Here is a 16,822-nt window from a genome sequence, read left to right on the forward strand (position 1 = left end):
TCCTGATGGATAAGATGATGTGGTTACGGGCTAGGTCAGGCTAAGGCCTAGAGCTGCATAAGCTCTCTCAAGGACCTGGGGCATCTCCCCTGAGATATCTACAGCTACACCCTTTTCATCCTCTTGGAGAGGTTCTAGGGTAGCTAGCTGTGACTCAAGTAGTGAAAGCGGCATAAAGTGGCCTGTGCGCCTCTTCATACGCTCAGCGATTAGGTCTTTATCGCCGGTGAGATGCAGAAACACAAGTCCCGGTGATGCTTCTCGGAGTACATCGCGGTAGGCGCGCTTAAGGGCCGAGCAGGTGACCAGGGTCTTAGCTTTTCGTTTATCTGCTTCCTGAATCCAGGAGGCAATTTTCTCTAGCCAAGGGCCTCGGTCAGAGTCGTTGAGGGGTATTCCTGCGCTCATTTTGCGGATGTTGGATTCTGGGTGCAAGTCATCTCCTTCGATGAATTCCCAGCCCAGCTCATCACGCAGAGCGTGGGCGACACTGGTTTTCCCGGTGCCACTGACCCCCATCACCACAATATGATGCGCGCCATGTGTTTTCATTCCTCCTATTATGCACCGAGGGGGTCACGAACCCTAATTTATTGCTTTACCAGGTCTTAGGCTAAGCCAAGGACTAGGATTTTCACCCTCAGGTATATTCTCTTATCCTTTTAGGTCCTCCTCCATCGGAGAATAGAAATAACATGCTTTATTTGGCATATTCACTCTTAGAGTCCTCTGCGGGAGTAAGCTGGAAATCAGCTTAATCCCCTGAAAGGACACCAGTGTCTACACCTGCCAGCCTGCCCTGGATCGAAAAGCTTATTCGCACCGAATCCATTAGCCAGACCAGTAATCGGGCAGTCATCGACCTCATCTCCGCAGAATTTGAGAAGTATGGTTTCACCCCCTATTTAACACACAGCGATGACGGCCAGCGCACCAACCTTTTTGTCACCATTCCGGCCAGCGATGGATCTACTAGTGGCGGATTGGTGCTCTCGGGGCACACCGATGTGGTTCCGGTTGAGGGTCAGGCCTGGACAGTTACTGCCCCTTTTTCACCGCGCGTAGTCGATGGCAAGCTTTATGGCCGGGGAGTATCGGATATGAAGTCTTTTATCGGGGTTATTCTCTGGCTACTCCCCCGCATCGCCCAAGCCCAGCTCACCCGTCCCCTACACTGCGCCTTCTCTTATGATGAAGAAATTGGTTGTGTAGGAGCACCGTCCATGATCCGAGAATTCCGCGAGCGCGGGGTAAAACCCGATTTCGCAGTAATCGGTGAGCCATCCATGATGCAGGTCATTTCGGCCCATAAGGGCGCCCACCGGGGCCGGGTGACTTTTACCGGTGTCGCTAAGCACGCATCACTAGCCCCCCACGGGGTTAATGCTCTAGCTCCTGCGGCAGAGTTCATTACTTTCTTTGAGCAGCTAGCGGCAGGCTGGCGGGAGCACGGCCCCTTTGACGAGGGTTTTATTGTTCCGTCGTCCACTGGCGGAGTGAATTTTGCGCGTGGGGGTATCCAGTACAACATTGTGGGTGAGCATGTGGTCTTGGAGTACGACTTTCGCACGGTACCTCAGATGACGACCGATGAAGTGATAGCCCAGCTTGAGGCTAAGATAGCCGACGATTTGCTACCAGCCCTTAAGTCGCGTGCCCGTGATGCGGAGAAATTGGCGGGTGTTTCTGCCGGTGAGTTTGAGACGGCGGTGGGTATTGAGCACGAGCTTTTGGCTGTTGTTCCTGCGCTGGGCACTGCGGGTGATGCTGAGATTATTGGTCTGGCTAATGACTGGGCAGGGCGTGAGGGGTCGCGGGAAGCTCTTAAGGTTACCTACGGTACCGAAGCTGGCCAGTTTGCCCTCTATGGCGGTGTGCAGGCTGTGGTGTGCGGACCTGGTGATATTGCACAGGCGCATACTCCTAACGAATGGATTGAGCTAGCCCAGATTGAGGCCTGCGAGCGCTTTATGGAGAAGGTTTTGGCATGGGCAACCAGCGCCCAGTAAGAACCTATCAATAGGTTCTTCCAAACTGCAAGGTTGAGTTGCTATTACCTACTGAGCAGGTCTCCTAGGTCTTCAGCGGTGTCTAGCCTGTAGATGGTTTCCACGGTGTAGCTCTCTCCTAGCTCGGTTGCTACCCGGCTCTGGAGTTCTTTACCCAGAGCTATCCACCGCTGGTACGGGGCTTCTTGGTAGCGAGAAGAGACGGTGGGTGTAGCAGGGTCCCCTATACCCACTTCCTCGTGCAAAGGTGCTCTGCGGTCAAGTGATTCCCAGAGCATGGCCCAGTCTCCGTTACTTCGCAGGTAGAGGGTCAGCCTGTTGAGGTAGCTGAGGGTGAGAACCCAGCAGTTTGTGCGAGTATCTCTGCCGCCGGGTAAGGATCAGGGCCACATTCTCTTTCGATGAGGGCGCGCACGGCACCCATAAAAGCGGTCAGTGCCCGGGTTTCTCGTCCCGTTTCGTCGTCCCCGGGGAGTTTGCCTTCAAAGACCCCAGGGCTCACCTCTTTAAGCAAAGGACAGCCGGGCTGCCCCATCACAGGCAAAGTCACTAGGCTCATATCCCAGGTCTTTGTTCTCTGCGTGTAGGTAGCCCGAATTGTGATGCCGGCAGATGTCTCGGGCCTATAGGTCACGCTCATCTCAGAACGGCCCGGCGGGTGGTAAGGGTCTTGTTCAATTTCCCCTTGCACATAGATGATGGTGCCAGGTTCCCCGGGGTGAGTTTCGATGACAGGAACCGTGAGGATCCCTGCCAGAACGGGGTGCAGTCCGGGAGCTAGGGGGTAGGGCACAAAGTGATAGCTGGCAACCATAAGCCCAGTGTAGATACCCTGCCGATAGTCTGCCTAGAGGCACCGTAACAAAAGTGCCTACCCCGGGTCTATTTCCTGCTGACTTGCTGTAAGCAGGAGCTTGAGGTGGACGGGGTAGGCGCAAAGGGCTGTATGTGGGTCTTACTCCCAGAAGTGCTTCTTGTCGACCACGGGAATCTGGCCGGTGGGTACATAGGTTGCGGCAGCTGATGCGGCGGTTGCGGCGGTGTCTTCTACCTGGGGCAGGATTTCAGCAGACTTGGAGCGGTACATGTGGGTGTTAGCCCATAGCCCAAACCCAAGTACGGCTACCACCAGAACGGTTGAGATGATCTGGAAGATAGAGAACTGACCGTCGTAGTAGAGCTTGAAGAAGGAGCCGCCCATTATGCCACCGGAGATAGGTGCAGCGATTGGCACCCAGGCGTAGAACCAGCGTGATCGGCCCTTGCCATGGATAGGGAGCAGGGTGTGCATGAGGCGGGGGCCCAAGTCACGGGCAGGGTTGAGTGCGTAGCCGGTCTGACCGCCCAGGCCGATGACCAGTACGGTAACCATGAAGCCGAAGGCAAGGGGCTTGAGTACGTCGTTGAGGTTTAGCGTCAGAGCGGAGCCTTCGAGGGCAGGGCTAAAGTTCACGCCCACATAGAGGGCTGAGAAGACCAGCATGAAGGTACCGATAATCTCGGAGAGAGCGTTGGTGAAGTAGTTGTGAATGGCGGGAACGGTGGCGAAGACACCCAGCTTGATTTTGCGGTCAGCGGTGGCTTTCCAGTGAGGTAGGTAGTTGAGGAAGACGATAAAGGCACCAGCCATGGCACCCAGCACCTGGGCCAGGATGTAGCCGGGCACCTTGGCCCACTCAAATTCGCCGTAGGCAGCTAGCCCGATAGAAACGGCGGGGTTCAGGTGGCCGCCGGAATAGTGGTGGGAGGCGTACACACCAAATGCTACTGCGAAGCCCCAGCCGAAAGCGATGGTGAAGAAGTTGTCACCGTGGCCTTTTGAGCGGCGTAGCTCTACGGTGGCGATGACACCACAACCGATGGTTACCATGATCATGGTGCCAAGGAATTCAGCGAGGTAGGGGCTGATGGTATTCACAGGTTCTCCGCACGGTCTGGGGCGTGGGGCCGGTGCTATCCGGTGTCTTCACCCAAATAATTGTTTCGGTTGCGTTTAAGTGTGAATGAGTGGGTTTGTTGGGGCAAGACCTTAGGGGTAAAAGTGCTCTAACACTTAAGCGATTTCCTGCGATTTACCCAAGATAATGTGATTGAAAACCCATAATTTATTTCCACCTACTAAGAATCTAGCCCGGATTCACAAGCGCAGATTCCCGCATTTAGGGAGCAAAAAGACGCTTTAGTGTCTCCAACAGGTAGCCACGGCACTGCCAAGCCACCACAAAAGTCCAGCCCAGCACAGCACCCAGGGTGTTATTGAAAAGGTCCTCGGCATCGAAAGTGCGGATCGCACACCCGTAGTATCCCCAGAGCCCGGTGAGCTGGGTCAACTCAATAACCAAGGAGACCCCAAAGGCGGCCAGTAGTACGGTACGAAAATGGGCTTTCCAGAACAGGTAGGCAAAGATCCCAAAGGGGATAAAGAGCAAGATGTTGAGGAGCATCTGCAGGATATAGGTGGAAAAAAGGGCTTCGAGCAGACTACCGTGTTCCCGCAGGGCAAACTGTAGGCTCCATCCCAGGAAGAAGCGGGGGTAGGTATTGCCCCATCCCGCCGGGCAGACAAAGGTGTCCCGATCCGGCAGCGGAAGTAGGGTGTAGGCGACCACTCCGGTGGCGTAGAACAGGACTATTGAGGTACGCCCCAGCCGTTGCACGAGGGCACGGGTAGCAAGGTGGCGACTGCCCCACCAGGTCAGGGGAAGAGCAACAAGAGCTAATATAAGCCACAGCCAGATAGCCTGCTGAATCACAGGTAGAGAGTAGTTAAGGTAGTAGCGCATAGTCCAGGGGTGTAGGAATCGGGGGCCTTTATTCTAACCCCTTGTATAAGAGGTCAATTTTATTGTTCCCTTCATGGGCTAGGCCTTCACCTGATAACTGCCCCTCAAAGGGCTAGGGATCCCCCTACAATAAGCCCCAGGGCAGCTGCCAAGGTTGCGCACACAGCTTGTAGCAGGACAAGAATCAAGGGTCCAGCCTTACCGGGGTGGGTGACTGCTTCAAGAAGGGCAGTAGAAAAAGTCGTGTAGCCGCCAAGAAAACCAGCGCCCAAGACCAGTCCAAGACCTTCTGAAAGATCAGAAGCCTGATTCTGGGTTATCACCCCGGTCAGCAGGCCTAAGAACAGGGATCCGGTCACATTAATAAAGAAGACCCCCAGCGGGAGCCGGGTGCAGAGATAAGCCTTAAAATAGCTATCGACCACAAAACGTAAGGCCGCTCCAAGTCCACCAGCACAGAAAATAAGCAAGGCAATCATCGCGGGCCCCTGCCCTTCTGAAAGTAGTTTTCCTTGTGCTCTCTTCCACCGAGCACTTTACCCCAGCGTAACCCTGACCAAGCCATCAGATAGCCTCCAAACAGTGAGAGCACCAGATAAATCAGAGCATCTATGTACTGCCCGGCTGCCCCAAGCTGAGCGAGAGCCAAGGCAAAAGATGAGTAGCTAGTAAATCCACCCAGCACACCGGTGCCTAAAGTTAGACGTGCTGACCTTACCCAGGGTCCCCCTGAACGAGAGTTCAAGAAGCCGGTCAGTACTCCCAGAATGAGGGCACCGGCACAGTTGATGGCAAGCATAGTTACCGGGAACATGTTCAGGGGGTCTGTAGTCAGGGGGTCTACTGCAGAATCGGGGAATAGGGCGGTAAGAGCCACCCTGATAATGGCTCCGACACCACCACCACAAAAGACCAGGAAAGCATCTGAGGGGCTAGGTTTCACCCGCCCAGACTATCACCTTGTTCGCTCATCCTGAGGAGGGGTCACCGGCGGTAAAATTGACCCTCAAAGCCTTGGATCATCTTCTTTAAATTTCCATCATCAAGACCTGTTTCTTTCCAATCTCCCATCGGGTAGAGTCTGTTGCAAGCTGTTACTTGTTTATTTTTGAAGAAGATTTTGGTGGCCTTGCCGGGGTCTCCTGAGTTTGAGTTGGAGGGTTAAGCCTTGCAACTCGTTGAGCGGGCTCGCGTTGATGGTTGTGGTTCCCCTCAGCGCGAGCCTCTTTTATTAAGAAGAAAGGGGGCCTTGTCCCGCACTTAAGGTGCGAGGCAAGGCTCCCTTTTTCTATGCTTTCAGGTCCCAGCTGACTGCGCTCAATCTAGCTGTTACGGGGTTTCCGCGTCGTATCGAGAACAAAACCAACCAGAGCCGCAACCAAGGTAGGTACAATCCAACCAAGCTGGTAGGAATGGCCCGGTGCCCAGCCGATGAGAGATTCAATGAGCGAAGACCCAATTCCCTGGGAGGAGAGCGTCATGCACAGCGCCCACAGTACCGAGATGATCAGTGCAAAGCGGTGGGTAAAGTTCATCCAGGGCGCCTTAATACCTGCTTCTACCAGCGCAAGAATCACCAGGGTGAGAGCCGGAGGGTACAGGGTGGTGATGATGGGAATGGCAAAGCTCATCAACCCTTCGAGGCCAAAGGAAGCCAAGGCAAAGGCAATCAGGGTGAAGATGATAGCCCAGGCTCGGTAAGACACTGCGGGAATCAGCTTGTTAAAGAAGGAGCTGGTCGCACCGATAAGCCCAACAGAGGTGGTCAGGCAGGCAAGAAGTACAATTAGGCCAAAGACGAGGGCCCCAGCGCTACCCATAGTCTGGTGAGCAGCTTCGGTCAGCAGGGCCGCACCGTCCTTGAATCCCTGCCCATCCTTAATATGACCGCCAATGTATCCCAGGCCCAGGTAGACCAGCCCTAGGAGTAGACCCGCGATAATACCGGCCAGAGCAACACCGCGGAGCAGGTCACCGCGGGCTGTGATTCCTTTTTCTCGTAGGGAGGCAATTACGATAATCCCGAAAGCAAGGGCAGCTAGGGAGTCCATGGTCATGTAGCCGCTGACAAAGCCTGTAGCAAGGGCGCCGCTGGCGTAGTCTTCGGTGGGAGTTGCCGCTGGCTCACGCAGGGTTAAAAAACCCATCACAAAGAGTGCTACCAATAAAGCCACAAGTGCTGGAGTGAGGTACTTACCCAGAGCGTCAACAATTCCGCTGGGGTTCATGGCCAGCACATAGGAGATCCCAAAGAAGATCGCGGAGAAAATCAGGGTGGGTAGTATGCCTTGGGCGCCAAAGTAAGGTTCTACAGCGATGGCGTAACTTACGGTGCCGGTGCGAGGCAGGGCGTAGAGAGCACCAATGGAAAGGTAGACCAGGGGTGGGAAGATCAGGGCAAAGATACGCCCGCCGCGGCTTGCAAGGTCATGAAGGTCAAGACCTGTCACAGCAAGAGCAATCACCGCAAGAATGGGCATCAGCACACCAGTAGCCAGGAATCCAATTATTGCAGGGGTAAAGTTGGTTCCCGCCTCTGCGCCTAGCATTGCGGGGAAAATAAGGTTACCTGCTCCAAAGAACATGGAAAACAGCATCAAGGCTGTCACCAAGACACCTGCAGGAGAAAATGATGATCGAGAAGTAGTGTTCATTTCTGGCGGTTATCAATTCTTGTTGAAAGCGAAAGCTATAGCTTATACAGTTTCGGGCAAGAGGTCCACAAAAGAGTGGGACCTCAGCACCGCAGACCGGTAGAATGGTAGGGATACGGTACTTTCTGCAATAAAGATGGGGGGTCAGTGTGCGCATTGCTCGTATCTACAATAACAATGTTGCGCTCACCCAGACCTATTCCGGTGAGCAGATTGTTGTTATTGGCAAGGGTCTTGCTTTCGGCAAGCGCAAGGGGGACATGGTTGACCCCACTTTGATTGAACAGACTTTTGTTCCTGAATCAGGGATGTCTGATGAGAGTTTGTCATGGTCTCTGGCAAAAATACCATCAGAGATTTTGGGTATTACAACCGATTTGGAGTCTCTAGTTAAGGCTGAAGGTATCAGCATTTCTCATTCTTTTATTGTGCCGGTAGCTGACCATATCAACTATGCGGTTATTCGCGCCAAAGAAGGCCTAACTGTCGATTATCCGCTCGCTGTTGAGGTGTCGCAGCTGTATCCCCAAGAGGTCCGATTTGGACGTCGTGCCCTTGAGCTGGTTAAAGACCGTATGGGCATTGAGCTGCCCGATATTGAGTCTATTCCTCTGGCTATGCACCTGGTTAATTCTCAGTTCGCTTCTGAGGATATGGGCAGCACTTACCGCATGACCGAGGTTTTTGCCCAGATTTTTGAAGTTATTGGTGCAGGCTTTGGTGGCCCCGTTGATCGTTCGCTCATGAGTGCGGCGCGCTTTGTTACTCATCTTCGATACTTGTTCGTGAGAGCCTCTCAGCACCAGCCTCCGGATTCTTCCCCTAGCCTCCCGCTCCTCTTGGACAGCATGAGAGAGGCTCACCCCCGCGCTTTTGCCTGTGCCCGCAAGGTGCGCCTGGTACTAGAAATGCACCTTAACCAGCCACTGACCGACGATGAACTCACCTACCTGACGATTCACATTGCCCGGCTTGCCCGGGATCAGTACAGCATCTCATAGCTCAAGCCAGCAAGGGGTAGGGTTTTCAGCATGGCGTGAGAACAAGATGCACGCTGGTTCATCTGTCTATTTTTTCTTCTCCATAAAAGAATCAGAAAATAAACATAGATGCTGGTCAAGCCAATATTTCCCTTAAAGTAGCTTAATATTTAAGGCAAGTATTCCATACAGGTAAACCGAGAGTTAGGCTAAACCTGTAGGGGTTTTTCCAGCCGCCCCCGCATCTACTCTCTCACAAGACTTATGCGAGGAGGTTTTGTGACCATATCTACCCCATCAGCTAGTTCCATTAAAGATCAGGAAGGCCTCTGGAGGAACTTGACGGAGACTCTGGCAACTCTCAATCTCCATCTTGATCGTTGCCTCAAAAAAGAAGCAAAAATTAAGCTGTCCGACTACAAGATTCTGGCAACTCTCATGGAGGCCAATAGCGTCTCTCCCACCGCAGGAACGCTTATACGCATGCGCGATCTTGCGCGAACTACCAGCGTTTCAGCTTCTCGTCTCACCTACCAAATTGAAGCTCTTGAGCGGCAAGGGTGGGTCTCAAAGATGCCTGTGCTTCAGGACCGTCGAGGTAAAGGTATAGTAATTACGCCCTTGGGCCAGCAGGTCTACCGCCAGGCAGCTCCTATATATACCAGAGAGGTACAGCGCACAGTTTTCAGCGCACTTGACCCTTCAATAGCCCTTGCGGTTTCACTTTTTTCGCGAACTGTCCGGAACAACATCACATCACAGAGCAAAACTCAGGACCCGCAATAGCTTATAGGTCATTTGTACCTTCTACAGATAAGGGTTCACACCAGCCATCAAGACGGTACAACCCCTCTCTTATGTGAAGCTGCTATTGGCACCCTCAGCCAGGTATAACTTAGCTGGATTTACCAGCCTTACCCTTGGGTGCTGCTCCCACTCTCTGTGCCTTATAGAGCTGTTCACGGTTGGCAAGAACAACTAGAGCCATAGCGTTAAGGGCAAGACCCACAATAAAAATAATCCAGCCAACAATCATAAGCGAGGTTCCGCTTAGGATAGCTCCCACAACGAGAGCTGTCACCGAAACCAGGTAGGCAGGCGAGAAAAGAAATTTTGTATCCATGAACTGAGGTATAACCTATCTGCCGGTAGAGCTTTAGTGAACGTGCGGACGAGGGGGGCGGGGGCGGAAGATACGCTCATCGGAGGTTGCCGCAGGGTTGGAAGGAAGGATCTCGTGAGACTCAGTTACGGGTTCCGCTTCATCAATCTGCGTATCTGATACCTCTCCTAGGCTCTCAGCTTCCTTCTGGCCTTCCCCACCCGTCAGCAGAGCAGGAAGAGGTCCGCCCTTGGAACGCTGAATCATGACCAAGGTAGAGAAGACATTGAGGCCCAAGCCAGCCAGAAGCAAAACCCAACCCAGCACCGCGAGCAAAGATGAGCTGACACTCACCAGTAAAGCTCCTACAAGCAGAGACGCAAGGGAAGTCAGGTATGCCGGTGAAAGATCTTTGGGGTCCATGGGTCCTAATTCTTTGGTTTACTTAATGCCTATATTCTATAGGAAGAATATTTAGGGGTAGGGCGACAAGCGTCCAGTTACACCTGGTGTAGACCTAGCGCCTATCGAGTGGTTACCTACCCCATGGTAGGGGATAATCCTCAGAATTTCTTGAGTATCTACCTCTCGGCATCCTGAATCACCCTAGAAGTTGGGGGTGGCATCCGTCCCTACGCCTCGTCGGCGAATCTGGGGGGAAAAGATGGGGCCTTCCTGGGCCTTGGCAGGTTCGTGCCCACCGCAAGCACTGGATGAGCAACCTCCGCACCCACCAGAGGCGCCGCAGGGAGCAAGAGCTGTACCGGACTCTTGGGCTAGATCTACTCCATGGGCACGCAGGTAGTCTTCGTGTTCTGAAACCAGGTCACGGTCTTCAGCACCAAGAACAAGGAACCCGCCGTCACGAATCATTTTGAGGTCATCGAGGGCTGACTGTCCGGTGGAGGTGAGGTAGTCGCCCAAGAAGAGAGAGTTCACCACATGCAGGGCCAGTGGCTGTAGAGTGCGCAGGTGCATTTCACGCCCCCCGGCCATGCGCAGTTCTTTTTCCGGGGCAACCATGCGGACCGTGGCGAGAATCCGTAAGCACCGCATGGGGGTCAACTCCCAGGTTCCTGCCAGCGGGGTTCCTTCAAAAGGCATCAGGAAGTTCACCGGGATTGAGTCCCCCTCAAGTTCTTTGAGGGAAAAGATGGCATCAACGAGCTGTTCATTAGTCTCACCCATACCCACAATCAGGCCAGAGCAGGCAGAAAGGCCGGCGTTTTGGGCTTTTGCGACGGTATCTAGCCGGTCCTGGAAGGTGTGGGTGGTGCAGATATCGGCGTAGTGGTCTTCGCTGGTGTTGAGATTGTGATTGTAGGCATCTACCCCGGCAGTTTTAAGGCGGTCAGCCTGGCCGTCTTTGAGGATACCCAGACAGGCGCAGACCTCCACCTGAGGGTGTTCTTCTTTGAGGTCTTCTACCATTGCTGCCACCCGCTCAACATCACGATCGGTGGGACCTTTACCGGAGGCCACCATGCACACACGTGATGCCCCACCGGCAATACCGTAGCCGGCCTGCTTGACGGCTTCATCAGCCTTAATCCAGGTGTATTTGAGCACGTCGGCTTCTGAGCCCAGACGCTGGGAGCAGTAGGTGCAGTCTTCGGGGCAGAGGCCCGATTTGAGGTTGACCAGGTAGTTGACCTTGACGGTGTTGCCAAAGTAGTGACGGCGCAGGCGCGAAGCCGCATCCACGAGAGCAAAGGTCTGGGCATCGGTAGCTGTCAGCATGGCGAGCGCTTCGTCGCGAGTCGCAGGCTGGCCAGCTAGGGCCCTGTCGGCAAGAGCAGAAAAGTCAGTCATGCAACCAGTGAACACTGTTTTTGAACAGTGTTCAACTTTTGGGCACCTATGACTTTTTCACTTCTCCTGCCTGAGCCTGCTTTAGGACCCGCACCCGCCACTACCGCAAGCGCAGTTGCCACCGCACCCACCTGTCTTATCGGAACCGCTCAGGGCGATCTGAGCGTAGGTTTCTGCACCGGCAACACCGTGCTGACTCAGGTAATCCACATATTCGGCGACCAGGTCACGCTCTCCGGCACCTTCAATAGTGAGCCCTGCGCCCACAATAAGTTTGAGGTCCTCAAAAACCAGGCGAGGTTCCTCGAGACTGTCGTTGAGCACCAGGGAATCAATCGCACCCACAGCAAGGGGCTGTAGGGAACGGAGCGTTGCCTCTCTGCTGGAACCCAGGTGAAGACTACGAGCAGGATCCGCAATACGGGCGGCAGCAATAATGCGCAGCGCTTCCATAGGGAGCAGAGCACTGTCCCCTGCCACAAAATCAAGTTCCAGAGCCTTACGTGTTTCACCCTCGTCGATAAGTAGAGCAACGAGTGTTGTAGGGTCAAGCGGTGCGGTAATTTCTAACCGAACCCCCGCTTTTACGTCTGCCGCTACCCCCGGCAGGTTAGTCACTGTCATCAGCGTCCCAAAGTGCTGTTGTCGTAGTTCCGCCGCGAATTCCATGAGGGCGAAGGTAGCCGCAGCGCTAGCGGTGAGAACGTCGCTGATGTCCTCGGCGGTGACCTTCTGCCCCGCCCGGACGCGGCGGGTTAGGTCTGAGAAGTTAAGAGTCATGCTCCCCAATGTACTCCCCTACCGCCAGTTTCGCCCTGCCGGGTCAGCGCCTAACTGTTCTGAAAACTCAAAGTAGGACACAATGAGGGGGTGGCATTAACCCGTGAAAAGATTCTTGATACAGCTTTTGAAGTACTCCGCCAGTTTGGGCTAGCCGACCTGTCTATGCGCAGGTTGGCAACCGAGCTGGGGGTCGCACCGGGTGCCCTTTACTACCACGTCAAAAATAAGCAGGAGCTCCTTACTCATCTCGCATCTCGCATGTTGCACAGAGTTCTGGTCGCCTCATCTAGGCAGGGTAGAGCAGGCACAGGTAGGTTGGACATTATCTGCGGTGAACTGTACACCCAACTTATGCCGGTCAAGGAATCTGCCGAGGTAATCCGTCTGGCTATTGCACTGCATCCCCAGGAGCAAGGGCCGGGGCATCTTGATCTTTTAGATATTCTGGAAAGCGAATTTAAACCCCTCTGCGGATCCTCTGCGGGCCTTGCCGCGAGTTCTTTGCTCCATCTGGCTCTCAGCCTGATTGAGGAAGAGCAGACCAGAGCACTACTCACAGGTGCCGCTCCTGCCTCAGATCCCCCGGCAAGCTATATATCTGCCCTGGAACACCTGATTAAAGGTTTCACAGTCAGTCCCTCAACTCCACCGGGGTATTAGCCTGCGATACCTTCGACAAGAAATAAAGTAGTAGCTTCATACGTTTTACATGTAGCTAGAACGACAACCGGCTCCTGAAGCCTGTAGAAAAGATAAGTATCGTGACTTTCCGTGTAGAACCCCTGTGGTCAACTCTGCCCGACCATGAAGCCCAGGTGGAGGCCGCTCGCACCGCTTTCATCGATAAGTATGGGGAGGAACCAGACGGTGTGTGGTCAGCTCCAGGTCGACTCAATCTCTTGGGGGAATACATCGACTTTTTGGGCGGCTCCTGCATGCCCATGCCTCTGCCCTACCGCACCTATGTTGCAGGTAAACTCCGCACCGATGGAGTTCTGCGGGCTGCATCTCTCCAGATGCCAGGCGATGACCGCACTGTTGTCATTCGTGAGATCGCTCCCGGAACTATTAAGGGCTGGTTCACCTATGTTGCCGGAGTAGCCTGGGCTATGAATAGGGAAGGCGGCAAAGATATCGCTCTGCCACACCAGTTTGGTGCCGACCTCCTGATTTCATCGCAGGTTCCCGTGGGCGGGGGGCTCTCATCATCAGCTGCTATTGAATGTTCAACAGCGCTCGCCCTCCTTGATCTTTCGTGCCCTCTACGAGCTGATTGTGACTCCACCGAGGCTCTTCCCTCTGATCGAGGTCCCGGTAATGACCAGCTCAGGGCGCGCCTGGCGCAGGTCTGTATCAGAGCTGAGAACGAGGTCGCAGGTGCCCGCACAGGAGGGTTGGATCAGACCGCTTCGCTTCGTTCCACACCGGGCCAAGCGCTTGTCATTAACTTCAGGGATTTCTCCATTGAACCGCTAGAGGTCGATGTGAATAAGGCAGGTCTAGCCTGGCTGGTTATTAATACCAACACTCCCCACGAGCTCACAGGTGGAAAGTTTGCCGCTCGGCGGGCGGCCAACGAGGCTGTCACCCAAGCTATGGGGCTCGACTATCTACGCAATGCGCTTCCCAAGGACCTATCCTGCGCCGGCCTCAGCGAGCGCGAGGCCAAACAGCGTCGTCTCAATATTATTGACGAGACAGTCAACCGCGCACTGGTTGCCCTGGAAGAAAGTGGGCAGCCCCTAGATTTCCCCCGTGGCTGGGTGCGCCACACTCTTCACGACATGACGCTGGTTGAGCGATCTGCCTATCTTCTAAAAGCTAAAGCTGCGAGTGGGCACACCGATTGGGTTGAGCTGGGCCATCTCTTCACTGAAAGCTTTGTTTCCATGCGCGATGAGCTACGGGTCTCGCGCCCCGAAATTAATGTGGCGGTAGAGACCTGTTTGAAGGCCGGGGCTTTAGGTGCCCGACTGGTGGGTGGTGGCTTTGGTGGCGCTGTTATGGCCCTCATGGATGCCGCGCATATACAGCAGGCCGCCCAGCAGGTTGCTCTTGCTTACGCTCAAGGGGGCTATGATGAGCCTGAGTTCTTGCCGATGGTAGCAGGCTTCCCTGCCGATAGAGATCTTTAGGACTTCTTCTCAGCCTCTCAAAGTATTGCACAGCTCCTTGAATGCCGGACTGACTATCTCAGCATATCTACAGCCTGGCGGGTTTCTTTTCACAGTGAGAGTGCATAAACTGGGCTTCAGGGATGGCTTTCCTGCCGTCCTGGTATATACCTCACATAAGGAACAACAAATGGGTTTTGACCTCAATAACGCCATCAACGAGAACCTCGAGAAGGCGCAGGACGTCGTCAATGAAAAGGCCGGTAAGGAAGTTGTCAACGACGACCTTGCTCAGAAGGCCAAGGACGTTGCATCCGATGTTGCCAATAAATTGGGCGAGAAATTCAACAAGTAAAGCTTGGGTTTACCCCACAAAACAATACCCAAGTATCACCTTATAAAGGTTCTATCCGTCTCTGGATATAGATGAAAGGAGCCTCTCATGGCTGCAGAAGAGAAATTTGAAAACGGTCTAGACAACCTAGCTGGTAAAGCTAAGGAAGCTGGCGGAAAGCTGACAGGTAATGACCACCTCGAGGCAGAAGGCAAGACCGATCAGGTCAAAGCTCAGGCACAGGACAAGGTTGAAGACGCCAAGCAAGCCGTAAGCGACGGTATTGACAAGGTCAAGGAAACCTTCTCCGGGATTGCAGATTCTTTCAAGAAAGACTAAGTTAGTTTCTTCTTGGGCGTCACAGGTTGTACCTGTGGCGCTTTTTTATTGGGGAGGGGCGATTCCGTAGGGTTTTATTCGCTTATTTACCCACACAGGCTTTATCCACAGGTGGGGATAAATTTGGGGAAATCTCTTACATCCATGTAATTTCAAGATCTCCATCAGCTCGGTTCCGCTATACACAGTTTTTTAACATCTGTGGAATTACATCTATGTAGTTATTAACAGCTGTGGATAAACTGTGTGGAACCCTGGTTTAAGTACAGTGGGGCTGGCTAGCTATAGGCCACCCGCCCCACTGTTCTTGTCATTTTGTTGATCTGCCCACTAGCGGCTGAGTCGCTTACCCCGAGGTGTTGGGATACGGTCTAAGAGGGTAGCTACCGCGGCACCTGTAATCAGCCCGCCTAGGTGGGCTTCCCACGAAATACCAGAAGCAAAGAAACCAAAGGCAAAGTTGAGAACAACTAAGAGGACAATGCCATTGGTGCTCTGTTTGCGAGCGCGAGAGAGGGCAAAGAAGGCTCCAAAGAGCCCAAAAACGCCACCCGATGCGCCCAGCGTACTGGTGTCCATGGTGCCCATCATCTGGGCAATCAGATGCACCGCCAGGGACCCTCCAATAATGGAGAGCAGGTAGGTTGCCAAGAATTTCCACCGTCCCAGTAACGGTTCCAGGGCCTGCCCAAAGAGGTAGAGGGTCAGCATATTGAGCAAAAGATGGGTGATGTTGCTGGTGGAGTGCAGAAAGCCTGAGGTCAGCAGGCGGTACCACTGTCCCGTATATTCCACGTAGAGGGGGTTGTAAATGCCGAATAGGGTGACCTGGCGGAAGAGTATTTGGAGGACCCACACCAGGCAGTTGAGAGCGATAAGGATGTAAGTAACGATGGGCATGGTGCGGGCATACCGAATTTTAGGTGCGGTAGCTTGAGCGGCAGTCATACAGTCCACGCAGATCATGCCAACTTCTAAGGGCACCTGACATTTGCCGCAGGCCAGTCTGCCACACCGCCCACATCGTACATAGGTTATCTGATCAGGGTGGCGTGGGCACACCGAAACCTGTTCATCCTTATACCCGTAACCGCCTGTCTGTTGGCTCACGGGGCCTTCCTTTCTCTATGTACTCCTCATAAGCGCAGAGTGCAGAAAGGCCCGCCCAGAGTTCGGGCGGGCCTGGAGTAAATCTTTACGGAGATTTAGAGCTCTTCGATGTCGATGGAAGAAATGACGACGTCTTCAACAGGGCGGTCCATGGCGCCAGTAGGAACACCTTCAATCGCATCAACGACCTTCTTGGAGTCCTCATCTGCAACCTCACCGAAGATGGTGTGGCGGCCGTTGAGCCAGGGGGTTTCAACGGTGGTGATGAAGAACTGTGAGCCGTTGGTGCCGGGGCCTGCGTTAGCCATAGCGAGCAGGTAGGGCTTGTTGAAGGAGAGTTCAGGGTGGATCTCGTCCTTGAACTGATAGCCGGGTCCACCGATACCCTGGCCGAGGGGGTCGCCACCCTGGATCATGAAGTCGCGGATAATGCGGTGGAAGATAACGTCCTTGTAGAGGGGGCCGTTCTGTGCTTCGCCGGTGCGGGGGTGGCGCCATTCCTGGCTACCATCGGACAGGCCGATGAAGTTTTTGACGGTTACCGGTGCGTGGTTACCGAAGAGGTTAACGACGATGTCACCGTGGTTGGTGTGAATTGTTGCTTTTGCAGTTGCAGTCATGTCCCTATTCTTGCACGGGGTGTTCAATACCCGCTAGCTATTCGCTGTGCTTTTGCACTAAGCGAAAGCGGCTCAACTTCAGCGAGTAGAGAAACACGGGTGTTTTTTGAGGTATCCAAACCCTATTTTGAATGATAGAAAGTAAGCTGATAATGAGATACTAGTAAAACCTGCTAGTTCAT

At 53.8% G+C, this 16,822-nt stretch carries 21 protein-coding genes; 7 read left to right on the forward strand and 14 right to left on the reverse strand.

What is annotated here, in order from left to right; translation table 11 throughout:
- Positions 1-30 precede the first annotated feature (30 nt).
- A complete protein-coding gene (locus ACN08Y_RS03330; protein ID WP_419098821.1) occupies positions 31-552 on the reverse strand; it encodes a gluconokinase in 522 nt (173 codons plus the stop codon).
- 224 nt (positions 553-776) lie between these two features.
- On the opposite strand from ACN08Y_RS03330, the gene ACN08Y_RS03335 reads away from it, so the two are divergent.
- A complete protein-coding gene (locus tag ACN08Y_RS03335; RefSeq protein ID WP_419111829.1) occupies positions 777-2,009 on the forward strand; it encodes an acetylornithine deacetylase in 1,233 nt (410 codons plus the stop codon).
- A gap of 44 nt (positions 2,010-2,053) precedes the next feature.
- Here the strand turns inward: ACN08Y_RS03335 and ACN08Y_RS03340 are convergent, their stop codons facing one another.
- The 7 genes from ACN08Y_RS03340 to brnQ form a co-directional block, all read right to left on the reverse strand.
- Positions 2,054-2,287, reverse strand: a complete 234-nt coding sequence (locus ACN08Y_RS03340) for a hypothetical protein (protein WP_419111830.1) — start codon at positions 2,285-2,287, stop codon at positions 2,054-2,056.
- 32 nt (positions 2,288-2,319) lie between these two features.
- The gene (locus ACN08Y_RS03345) at positions 2,320-2,823 is read right to left on the reverse strand and encodes a hypothetical protein (RefSeq protein WP_419111831.1); all 504 of its coding nucleotides are present in this window, start codon (positions 2,821-2,823) and stop codon (positions 2,320-2,322) included.
- A gap of 141 nt (positions 2,824-2,964) precedes the next feature.
- A complete protein-coding gene (locus ACN08Y_RS03350) occupies positions 2,965-3,927 on the reverse strand; it encodes an MIP/aquaporin family protein (protein ID WP_419105184.1) in 963 nt (320 codons plus the stop codon).
- A gap of 241 nt (positions 3,928-4,168) precedes the next feature.
- Positions 4,169-4,792, reverse strand: coding sequence for a VanZ family protein (locus ACN08Y_RS03355; protein ID WP_419111832.1), 624 nt, complete (start codon positions 4,790-4,792; stop codon positions 4,169-4,171).
- A gap of 104 nt (positions 4,793-4,896) precedes the next feature.
- Positions 4,897-5,271 carry a fluoride efflux transporter FluC gene (locus tag ACN08Y_RS03360; protein ID WP_419111833.1) on the reverse strand — a complete coding sequence of 125 codons (375 nt, stop codon included), beginning with the start codon at positions 5,269-5,271 and terminating at the stop codon, positions 4,897-4,899.
- Positions 5,268-5,735 (reverse strand): fluoride efflux transporter FluC, encoded by a 468-nt coding sequence (locus tag ACN08Y_RS03365; protein WP_419111834.1) that lies wholly within the window; start codon positions 5,733-5,735, stop codon positions 5,268-5,270. Before ACN08Y_RS03365 ends, ACN08Y_RS03360 begins: the two co-directional genes overlap by 4 nt.
- Positions 5,736-6,114: 379 nt before the next feature.
- Positions 6,115-7,446: a branched-chain amino acid transport system II carrier protein gene (brnQ, locus tag ACN08Y_RS03370; protein ID WP_419111835.1), complete on the reverse strand. Its 1,332-nt coding sequence runs from the start codon at positions 7,444-7,446 to the stop codon at positions 6,115-6,117.
- A 149-nt stretch (positions 7,447-7,595) separates the two neighbouring features.
- Between brnQ and ACN08Y_RS03375 the strand changes: the two genes are divergently transcribed.
- Positions 7,596-8,447 carry a PRD domain-containing protein gene (locus ACN08Y_RS03375; RefSeq protein ID WP_419098813.1) on the forward strand — a complete coding sequence of 284 codons (852 nt, stop codon included), beginning with the start codon at positions 7,596-7,598 and terminating at the stop codon, positions 8,445-8,447.
- 258 nt (positions 8,448-8,705) lie between these two features.
- Positions 8,706-9,212 (forward strand): MarR family winged helix-turn-helix transcriptional regulator, encoded by a 507-nt coding sequence (locus ACN08Y_RS03380; protein WP_419111447.1) that lies wholly within the window; start codon positions 8,706-8,708, stop codon positions 9,210-9,212.
- A 109-nt stretch (positions 9,213-9,321) separates the two neighbouring features.
- Here ACN08Y_RS03380 and ACN08Y_RS03385 read toward each other — a convergent pair whose 3' ends face one another.
- The 4 genes from ACN08Y_RS03385 to ACN08Y_RS03400 form a co-directional block, all read right to left on the reverse strand.
- On the reverse strand, positions 9,322-9,549 hold the full coding sequence (locus ACN08Y_RS03385) for a hypothetical protein (protein WP_419111446.1): 228 nt from the start codon (positions 9,547-9,549) through the stop codon (positions 9,322-9,324).
- A gap of 33 nt (positions 9,550-9,582) precedes the next feature.
- Positions 9,583-9,951: a hypothetical protein gene (locus ACN08Y_RS03390; RefSeq protein ID WP_419098810.1), complete on the reverse strand. Its 369-nt coding sequence runs from the start codon at positions 9,949-9,951 to the stop codon at positions 9,583-9,585.
- A gap of 183 nt (positions 9,952-10,134) precedes the next feature.
- Positions 10,135-11,340 carry a biotin synthase BioB gene (bioB, locus tag ACN08Y_RS03395; protein ID WP_419105191.1) on the reverse strand — a complete coding sequence of 402 codons (1,206 nt, stop codon included), beginning with the start codon at positions 11,338-11,340 and terminating at the stop codon, positions 10,135-10,137.
- Between the two features lie 81 nt (positions 11,341-11,421).
- A complete protein-coding gene (locus ACN08Y_RS03400) occupies positions 11,422-12,120 on the reverse strand; it encodes a hypothetical protein (protein ID WP_419111836.1) in 699 nt (232 codons plus the stop codon).
- Positions 12,121-12,210: 90 nt separating this feature from the next.
- Here ACN08Y_RS03400 and ACN08Y_RS03405 point away from each other — a divergent pair, with 90 nt between their 5' ends.
- The 4 genes from ACN08Y_RS03405 (at position 12,211) to ACN08Y_RS03420 (ending at position 14,910) form a co-directional block, all read left to right on the forward strand.
- On the forward strand, positions 12,211-12,783 hold the full coding sequence (locus ACN08Y_RS03405) for a TetR/AcrR family transcriptional regulator (RefSeq protein WP_419111837.1): 573 nt from the start codon (positions 12,211-12,213) through the stop codon (positions 12,781-12,783).
- 101 nt (positions 12,784-12,884) lie between these two features.
- Positions 12,885-14,258, forward strand: a complete 1,374-nt coding sequence (locus tag ACN08Y_RS03410) for a galactokinase (RefSeq protein WP_419111838.1) — start codon at positions 12,885-12,887, stop codon at positions 14,256-14,258.
- Positions 14,259-14,427: 169 nt separating this feature from the next.
- Entirely contained in the window at positions 14,428-14,592 is a 165-nt protein-coding gene (locus ACN08Y_RS03415; protein WP_419111839.1) for a ribosome recycling factor, read from the forward strand.
- An 87-nt stretch (positions 14,593-14,679) separates the two neighbouring features.
- Entirely contained in the window at positions 14,680-14,910 is a 231-nt protein-coding gene (locus ACN08Y_RS03420) for a CsbD family protein (RefSeq protein WP_419098804.1), read from the forward strand.
- A gap of 330 nt (positions 14,911-15,240) precedes the next feature.
- On the opposite strand, the gene ACN08Y_RS03425 is transcribed toward ACN08Y_RS03420, so the two are convergent.
- A complete protein-coding gene (locus tag ACN08Y_RS03425; protein WP_419111442.1) occupies positions 15,241-16,020 on the reverse strand; it encodes a rhomboid family intramembrane serine protease in 780 nt (259 codons plus the stop codon).
- 95 nt (positions 16,021-16,115) lie between these two features.
- Entirely contained in the window at positions 16,116-16,640 is a 525-nt protein-coding gene (locus ACN08Y_RS03430; RefSeq protein ID WP_419098802.1) for a peptidylprolyl isomerase, read from the reverse strand.
- Positions 16,641-16,822 lie beyond the last annotated feature (182 nt).

The organism is Rothia sp. P5764, from assembly GCF_048512965.1.
Lineage (GTDB): Bacteria > Actinomycetota > Actinomycetes > Actinomycetales > Micrococcaceae > Rothia.

Excerpts from the sequence above, each read along its gene's own strand:
- ACN08Y_RS03330 (WP_419098821.1), bottom strand. The coding sequence starts at position 552 with ATGAAAACACATGGCGCGCATCATATTGTGGTGATGGGGGTCAGTGGC.
- ACN08Y_RS03340 (WP_419111830.1), bottom strand. The coding sequence starts at position 2,287 with ATGCTCTGGGAATCACTTGACCGCAGAGCACCTTTGCACGAGGAAGTG.
- ACN08Y_RS03345 (WP_419111831.1), bottom strand. The coding sequence starts at position 2,823 with ATGGTTGCCAGCTATCACTTTGTGCCCTACCCCCTAGCTCCCGGACTG.
- ACN08Y_RS03355 (WP_419111832.1), bottom strand. The coding sequence starts at position 4,792 with ATGCGCTACTACCTTAACTACTCTCTACCTGTGATTCAGCAGGCTATC.
- ACN08Y_RS03360 (WP_419111833.1), bottom strand. The coding sequence starts at position 5,271 with ATGATTGCCTTGCTTATTTTCTGTGCTGGTGGACTTGGAGCGGCCTTA.
- brnQ (WP_419111835.1), bottom strand. The coding sequence starts at position 7,446 with ATGAACACTACTTCTCGATCATCATTTTCTCCTGCAGGTGTCTTGGTG.
- ACN08Y_RS03385 (WP_419111446.1), bottom strand. The coding sequence starts at position 9,549 with ATGGATACAAAATTTCTTTTCTCGCCTGCCTACCTGGTTTCGGTGACA.
- ACN08Y_RS03390 (WP_419098810.1), bottom strand. The coding sequence starts at position 9,951 with ATGGACCCCAAAGATCTTTCACCGGCATACCTGACTTCCCTTGCGTCT.
- bioB (WP_419105191.1), bottom strand. The coding sequence starts at position 11,340 with ATGACTGACTTTTCTGCTCTTGCCGACAGGGCCCTAGCTGGCCAGCCT.
- ACN08Y_RS03400 (WP_419111836.1), bottom strand. The coding sequence starts at position 12,120 with ATGACTCTTAACTTCTCAGACCTAACCCGCCGCGTCCGGGCGGGGCAG.
- ACN08Y_RS03415 (WP_419111839.1), top strand. The coding sequence starts at position 14,428 with ATGGGTTTTGACCTCAATAACGCCATCAACGAGAACCTCGAGAAGGCG.
- ACN08Y_RS03420 (WP_419098804.1), top strand. The coding sequence starts at position 14,680 with ATGGCTGCAGAAGAGAAATTTGAAAACGGTCTAGACAACCTAGCTGGT.
- ACN08Y_RS03430 (WP_419098802.1), bottom strand. The coding sequence starts at position 16,640 with ATGACTGCAACTGCAAAAGCAACAATTCACACCAACCACGGTGACATC.